The following is a 6,321-nucleotide window of genomic DNA, read 5'->3' as shown; positions in this document are numbered from 1 at the left end:
AAGATTTTTTACTAACCGTGCAAAGTCAGTAATCTTATTTTACTCTGAGGTATTTTTTTCTCAACCTTCTTTCTCGGAATTCCTTATATTTGAATTATACAAGAAGCTCCTCTTTTGCAAATAGGTTTCTGAAATAAAGTGTGGAGGTGCCCATCCATACTTAAAGAGCCATAGCTCATTAAATTCCTTAAGTTACCTCACGAAACAACCGGACTAAGAGTACTCCACTGCCTGTGATAAGAATAACATTTTCTGGTTTTTTCCACAATCGGAATTACTGAATGCAGAACTCACTTATATGGGAAAGGAGAGCCGTTACTGTTCACTCCGTTCTCAGTAACGGAGAGCCCTCATACAACATGAAAATGAAAAACCTCGCTATGGCAGAAATATGATTTTGTTGATATAATCAGAGTACGAAATGATTTGATGCGGAGGAACGACAGATGGGAAAGCTAATAATGAAAGACGAAGTGACCGGAGTGAAAAAGAGAGTGATCATTGTAAATATGGGATTCATCGATGTTGTGATGTTTAATCCGATTTTGCTGTAAAGGATATGACACCTTTGGACCGTTTAAATCAATGAGGGGTAGATAACGTGGAATTAAAATTTTGTGCAAGAATTCTTCAAAATGAGAATATGGATGCAGCCTATGTAGAGGTTCCTTACGATATCAAAGAGCTTTTTGGAAAAGGGCGTCTGCCGGTGAATGCTGCTTTTGATGGTATTCCGTACCGTGGGCAAGTCGTAAAAATGGGAACTCCGTGTTACATCATCGGCGTTACAAGACAGATACGTAAGCAGATTGGTAAGAACTTTGGTGATATTGTTGAAGTGGTTCTTCAGGAAAGATACAGAGAGCAAATCCCTATGTGGAAATGTCCCAAATGTGGCAGAGAGTTCAAGAAAAAGGGGCAGAGTCATTACTGCGGTGAAAAGCCAAAGACGATTGATGAATATATCTTGAGCCAGGATGAGGATAAGCAGGAAGATCTGCGCTATATCCGTCAGATTCTTCACAGTGCATTACCGGAAGCGGAAGAACGTATTTCATGGAGTATGCCAACCTACTGGAAAGGTCATAACATTGTTCATTTTGCTGCCTCGAAAAAACACATCGGCCTGTATCCAGGCCCTGCTGCTGTAGTACAGTTTTCCAAAGAATTACACGGATACAAAACGGATAAGGGTAATATCCGAATCCCCTATGGCAAGATTGATGCTGCGTTAATTGAGAAGATTGCAAAGTGGTGCCTGGAAACCGGCAGCCATGCGTAGATATCAGTAGTTAGAATAATAAGGAGAAAACAAATGGACTTCATTAATCAGGATATACTTTTGTTTGCATGGGTGGTACAGGCATATGAGTTTTCGGAGAAAAAGTAGTTTAAAAGAAAAGAGAACTCGCCAGATTCTGGTCAAAAGGTATTTTGACCCCATCATCATTTTATTAACCATAGGAGAATTCTAAAGTGAAGTATATAGAGTATCCCAGTTATAACCTCATTTTCGCTATAGAAAAAAAGATGAGATGTCAGTAAAGCATTTCATCTTTTTTGTTGTACCGATATCAGGGAAAATTAATTCCCATTAAAAAAGAATTGGTATCTTTGGGGACACTGACGATTAAGCTCTGATTTTATACTATGAGGTTAGGAGTTCAAAATGATTCCGATTTGTTTTTAATAATCCTTCCTTTTGCAATTTTGATAATTCAACAGACATAGCAGCTCGTTCAACGCAAAGGAAGTCTGCTAATTGCTGACGATCAAAAGGTATGTCAAAAGACAGCGAGGAATGCTTTAGGGATTCTGATGATAAATAGGAAAGCAGTTTTTCTCTGGTAGAACGTTTGCTGATGTGGGTGATCTTTTCATTAAAGATCAAAATCTTATTGGCAAGGACATTTACCAGATTACGAACCAGTTTCTGGTGATGATCACAGGCAGTAGGGCAGGTAACAAGTAGACGTTTGATATTAAGCATAAGAATATCGCAGTCTTTTTCTGCAACAACACTGATATTTAATACGGAACCAGGCTTGGCGGCATAAGGCTCTCCAAAGAAGTCGCCGGCTTTACAACGGGATAAGATGTTGCGATGGCCCCATAAATCTTCCTGAATGATCAGTGCAGAACCGGATAAAACAAGTCCCATAACTTCAGTAGAGTCACCGGCCCGAAAAATATAGGTTCCTTCTGTTTTGGTAATTGAGGTAGCACTTACGCAATGAAGTACTGATAATATTTCTTCATCTGTAAGTCCTGAGAAAAAAGGACTTGTCCGTAATATTGATATATATTTTTTCATAAATGTTCCTCCATTTGTTTGAAATCAAACATACAAGTTAGAATTATTATAATATGATGACATCAGAAAAGCAAAACAAAGATACAAACAAATCAGTGGAGGTTAATAACATGATTAGAAAGATTATCCATATAGATGAAGAGAAATGTAACGGATGTGGAATTTGTGCAAGTGCATGCCATGAAGGAGCAATCGATATCGTAGATGGAAAGGCAAAATTAGTAAGGGAGCATTTCTGCGATGGATTTGGAGATTGTCTCCCGGGTTGTCCGACCGGAGCAATTACATTTGTAGAGCGCGAGGCACCGGAATATGATGAAGCAGCTGTAAAAGAAGCACAGATGAAAAAAGAGTATGAGAAGAAAACGACACATGTGCACAGTGGTTGCCCGGGTTCCAGAGTAATGCAGATACAGAGGGAAGCAATGTATGAAGAAAAGCAGCAACCAACAGAAAAGCACTTATCCAGACTTCAGAACTGGCCGGTTCAGATCAAACTGGCACCTCTCCAGGTACCATATTTCGATGGAGCGAAACTTCTGATAGCAGCAGACTGCAGTGCATATGCTTATGCATCCATGCATGAAGATTTCATGAAAGGAAAAGTCACACTGATTGGATGTCCAAAGCTGGATGCAGTGGATTACAGTGAAAAGCTGACGCAGATTATCACAAAGAATGATATTCAGTCAGTGATAATCGTCAGAATGGAAGTTCCTTGTTGCGGCGGTCTGGAGATGGCAGCCAAGAAAGCACTGCAGGCAAGCGGGAAGTTCATTCCATGGCAGGTAGTGACAATTGGTATAGATGGAACCATCAGAGAATAGGAGGAGCAGATTATGAAGTATTTTGTAAATGGAGAATGTATCGGTTGCGGAATGTGTAATGGACTCTGTACGAAGGCGTTCTTTATGAATAATGAAGGATTGGCTGAGGCAGTGGATCAGGAAGTGGACGCTGCTGATATGCTGAATGCCGAGGATGCTATGATGACCTGAAAGATATCCAGATTCTTTTGGAACAGACAAAGGATAAAGGAATTAATATCTACACCCATGGTGAAATGCTCCCTGCTCATGCCTATCCGGAATTGAAAAAATATAGCCATCTAAAGGGCGATTATGGAACCGCATGGCAGGTGCGGTGCATATTGGTGAAGAAAAGGACTTTATTTATTAAGACGGTGGATAACTTCCATATACTGGAATATGTACAGGATGCCAGTGTATTCACAGATCATCATCCATGAAGGAAAATGGGCTATGATATCCAAAGGCAAAGCTCCTTCGATTCATTTTTTGATTTATCATCCAAAACTGGTCAATGCCATTGAAACCTTCATTCCACCTGTTGTGGAATAACCTTTAATTACATCTGGATAAAATTGTTTGCAAATAATTTACACCCTGGAGTCTGTATCTCCAGGGTGCTATCTTTATCAAATCTCTTATTCTGTCTTAATCTTCATACTTTCAATTGCATGTATAAATTCAAAATATGTTGTTTCATCCTCATGTTGATCACCATATGCATCGCTGACATATTCACATACTTTTCACCGCTACTTTGCGCCTTCCATCCGGAAGGATATTCAATCAGTATATTTCCATCGATTACTTCCTGATACAAACTTCCGCCATCACTCTGCTCCGGCGTTGTTTCTTCGATCTCCTGCTATTGAGCATATTCATCGGTGAGTTCTTTTATCAAATCAAACAGCTTGCCGCTGTTGCTGATGCTGTAATTCTTACCGCCATAGCTCCATAGGTTCTCTCCCTCAAAGGAATAGTATATGTAATGGTCATCCGCCAGCTTGAACTCCACATAATGATAACAGTCGGTAATGGATTCATTTGTTTCTCCGTCAACTTTTACCATGCCAAGATACTTGTACAATTCCTTGATTGTTTCGGCATCCGTTATTGTAATCTCAGGATTGCTTCCCATCTGATCGTATAAGACATTCGCTTCCTCAGGCACGTTTCCGTCCTGGAAATACTGAATCAATTCTGCAGATCCCTCATCGTCGTTGAAATACAGAATGGAATTAACCGGAAACACTGTGGTATTCGTAGTTTTTGATTCAGACTCAGGTTCCGGTTCAGACTCTGTTTTCTGCTGTCCGCATGCCGCAAGCGAGCCTGTCACCATTACCAACAGACTCAAAAGGAAATATTTACAATACTTCACATATACTCTTTTCAATACGCATACCCCCCTATACAATAGTATTGTTTCGTGGCTTGTTATATTGTGGGCATTACAGTCTTGATCATTTGTTTTGCCTTGTTTATTGCCGATCCCCATGATTTGATTGGTACGCTGATCGAAAATTTATGGTTGATAGGGATGATAGTGGCTTTATTTGGTTTAGCGGTTCTTATTGCTCTTATATGGTATAGAAAGGGCTATGTTTATAAATATGTTCTTGAAAGGGGCTGGATTAAAGTCGACAGGAATTATGTGCCAATGTCTCATGAAATGGTTGTTAATGAAAGAATAGGTTCACATATCGATCTTAAGACTGTCAGCTATATAAGACTTGATAAAGATACGGATTCCATTTCAATGAGAGGCTTTCTTCTTTTAACTACGATCTATGCTGATAAAAACGAAATAGATCATGTTTATCAGCTTATTAAACAAGAGTGTGTAAATTTGAAAGGTGAAAAATGAAAAAGTTATTACTTATGAACTTGTTCTTAACACTCCTTGCCGAGCAAAAGCTCACGGGAAGTCACTAAGGAACAGACTGCTAATCTGTATCATAGGAATTTCACCTCTGCCGGGTACTCCGCCAGCTCCGTAGAGAAGTATCATTATCCTTCTGACTGTCATCGCCGTAACAGGGGCAACCTATTACTTATACCGGGAGTTCTCGCTGTTCTGCAATGCAGAAGTCACGGCGTACCCGATAAGGTGGCTTAAATCATCAGAATTAAAGTCTTAGTGAATGATTTATTTAGTTGTCAAAATACAAGTGAAAGGGCTGACCTTTTCGTGGTTCGGAATTAACCCCTTAAAATGGGTTTAATTCGTAGCGGAAACACAGAACTCACCCCTATGGATGATAATGAATTAACCGAATACTTGTGGCCGATTGTTCGTGAAATGATAAAAACTGCTATTGAGAACAATCAGAGCTTAATTGTTGAAGGTGGCTATATTCCATTCGATTGGCAAAGGGACTTTGAGTAATTCCGATTTATCCAGTTCGTCAAACTGAATTTTTTATTTCTGTTGCCATATCATTACATAATCTTTTTCGCCGGTAGCTTCATCCAAACCTTCGCACTGGATTATAAAACCCTCTCTTTGATAAAAATGTATTGCCTGTGTGTTCTTCAGGTACACATTTAAGGACAATTTAGATCTTCTATCTTTTACAAAATTCAGCAGCAGTTTACCTATACCTTGCGACTGTATTTCGCCAGAAACAAAAATACCTTCGATATATTCTCCATTTAGTCTATCGAAAATAGTGAGTGGATGAAAGATGATACGGCCAAGGGTAAGGTCATCATCAATAAAACGGACGCAGATAACGAAGAACCACTGAAGGGTGTAGAATTCGAGCTCCGCGACAGTGATGGCAAAGTACTTGAGAAGCTTGTGACAGATGCAGCCGGTTATGCAGAAAGCGGCCTCTATGAGATCGCTACTTACAAAAACGGTGAATTTGGTGATCCGATCAAGTATTATCTGGTAGAGACAAAGGCCCTTGACGGTTATACTCTCGATACCACACAGCACGAGATCGTGTTTGAATATGTGGATCAGAACACACCGATTATCGAGGTGACAAAGAACCTGACTAATAAGGAAAAGACTCCTGAAAATCCTGGCACTCCTAGCACTCCGGGAAGCAATCCCAAAACAGGAGATGAAACCAATCTTTGGATTCCAATCGCACTTATGCTGGCTGCGGGTAGTATGGTAGCCGGTATTCTTTTTGGAAGCAGAAAGAAGAAAAAACTGAATAAGAAAGAGGACTAAGAAGTATCTGA

The 6,321-nt window shown here is 39.8% G+C and carries 8 protein-coding genes and 2 pseudogenes; 7 read left to right on the top strand and 3 right to left on the bottom strand.

Features of this window, described 5'->3' with window-relative positions:
- The first annotated feature begins 601 nt into the window (after positions 1 to 601).
- Positions 602 to 1,282 carry a DUF1905 domain-containing protein gene (locus tag ACTNEW_RS14640; RefSeq protein WP_441062312.1) on the top strand — a complete coding sequence of 227 codons (681 nt, stop codon included), beginning with the start codon at positions 602 to 604 and terminating at the stop codon, positions 1,280 to 1,282.
- A 366-nt stretch (positions 1,283 to 1,648) separates the two neighbouring features.
- Here ACTNEW_RS14640 and ACTNEW_RS14635 read toward each other — a convergent pair whose 3' ends face one another.
- Positions 1,649 to 2,314: a Crp/Fnr family transcriptional regulator gene (locus tag ACTNEW_RS14635; RefSeq protein WP_441062310.1), complete on the bottom strand. Its 666-nt coding sequence runs from the start codon at positions 2,312 to 2,314 to the stop codon at positions 1,649 to 1,651.
- A gap of 110 nt (positions 2,315 to 2,424) precedes the next feature.
- On the opposite strand from ACTNEW_RS14635, the gene ACTNEW_RS14630 reads away from it, so the two are divergent.
- The 3 genes and pseudogenes from ACTNEW_RS14630 to ACTNEW_RS14620 form a co-directional block, all read left to right on the top strand.
- A complete protein-coding gene (locus ACTNEW_RS14630; RefSeq protein ID WP_441062308.1) occupies positions 2,425 to 3,141 on the top strand; it encodes a 4Fe-4S dicluster domain-containing protein in 717 nt (238 codons plus the stop codon).
- Positions 3,142 to 3,153: 12 nt separating this feature from the next.
- Positions 3,154 to 3,312 (top strand): ferredoxin, encoded by a 159-nt coding sequence (locus tag ACTNEW_RS14625; protein ID WP_441062306.1) that lies wholly within the window; start codon positions 3,154 to 3,156, stop codon positions 3,310 to 3,312.
- Positions 3,306 to 3,452, top strand: a pseudogene (locus ACTNEW_RS14620) (hydroxylamine reductase); the annotation flags it as partial. The gene ACTNEW_RS14625 and the pseudogene ACTNEW_RS14620, both read left to right, overlap by 7 nt.
- Before the next feature lie 536 nt (positions 3,453 to 3,988).
- Here the strand turns inward: ACTNEW_RS14620 and ACTNEW_RS14615 are convergent.
- Entirely contained in the window at positions 3,989 to 4,519 is a 531-nt protein-coding gene (locus tag ACTNEW_RS14615) for a hypothetical protein (RefSeq protein ID WP_441062304.1), read from the bottom strand.
- Between the two features lie 48 nt (positions 4,520 to 4,567).
- Between ACTNEW_RS14615 and ACTNEW_RS14610 the strand changes: the two genes are divergently transcribed.
- A complete protein-coding gene (locus ACTNEW_RS14610) occupies positions 4,568 to 4,990 on the top strand; it encodes a hypothetical protein (RefSeq protein WP_441062303.1) in 423 nt (140 codons plus the stop codon).
- Between the two features lie 342 nt (positions 4,991 to 5,332).
- Positions 5,333 to 5,509: pseudogene (locus ACTNEW_RS14605) on the top strand (adenylate kinase); the annotation flags it as partial.
- A 36-nt stretch (positions 5,510 to 5,545) separates the two neighbouring features.
- On the opposite strand, the gene ACTNEW_RS14600 reads toward ACTNEW_RS14605, so the two are convergent.
- Positions 5,546 to 5,794 carry a GNAT family N-acetyltransferase gene (locus tag ACTNEW_RS14600; RefSeq protein WP_441062317.1) on the bottom strand — a complete coding sequence of 83 codons (249 nt, stop codon included), beginning with the start codon at positions 5,792 to 5,794 and terminating at the stop codon, positions 5,546 to 5,548.
- Between the two features lie 9 nt (positions 5,795 to 5,803).
- Here ACTNEW_RS14600 and ACTNEW_RS14595 point away from each other — a divergent pair, with 9 nt between their 5' ends.
- Entirely contained in the window at positions 5,804 to 6,310 is a 507-nt protein-coding gene (locus ACTNEW_RS14595; RefSeq protein WP_441062301.1) for a prealbumin-like fold domain-containing protein, read from the top strand.
- Positions 6,311 to 6,321 lie beyond the last annotated feature (11 nt).

Source organism: Blautia sp. HCP3S3_G3, assembly GCF_052063365.1.
Taxonomy (GTDB): domain Bacteria; phylum Bacillota; class Clostridia; order Lachnospirales; family Lachnospiraceae; genus Blautia_A.
Note: the sequence above shows the minus strand (reverse complement) of the source record. Positions and strands in the feature narration are given on the sequence as shown.

Excerpts from the sequence above, each read along its gene's own strand:
- ACTNEW_RS14595 (WP_441062301.1), top strand. The coding sequence starts at position 5,804 with ATGAAAGATGATACGGCCAAGGGTAAGGTCATCATCAATAAAACGGAC.
- ACTNEW_RS14630 (WP_441062308.1), top strand. The coding sequence starts at position 2,425 with ATGATTAGAAAGATTATCCATATAGATGAAGAGAAATGTAACGGATGT.
- ACTNEW_RS14635 (WP_441062310.1), bottom strand. The coding sequence starts at position 2,314 with ATGAAAAAATATATATCAATATTACGGACAAGTCCTTTTTTCTCAGGA.
- ACTNEW_RS14625 (WP_441062306.1), top strand. The coding sequence starts at position 3,154 with ATGAAGTATTTTGTAAATGGAGAATGTATCGGTTGCGGAATGTGTAAT.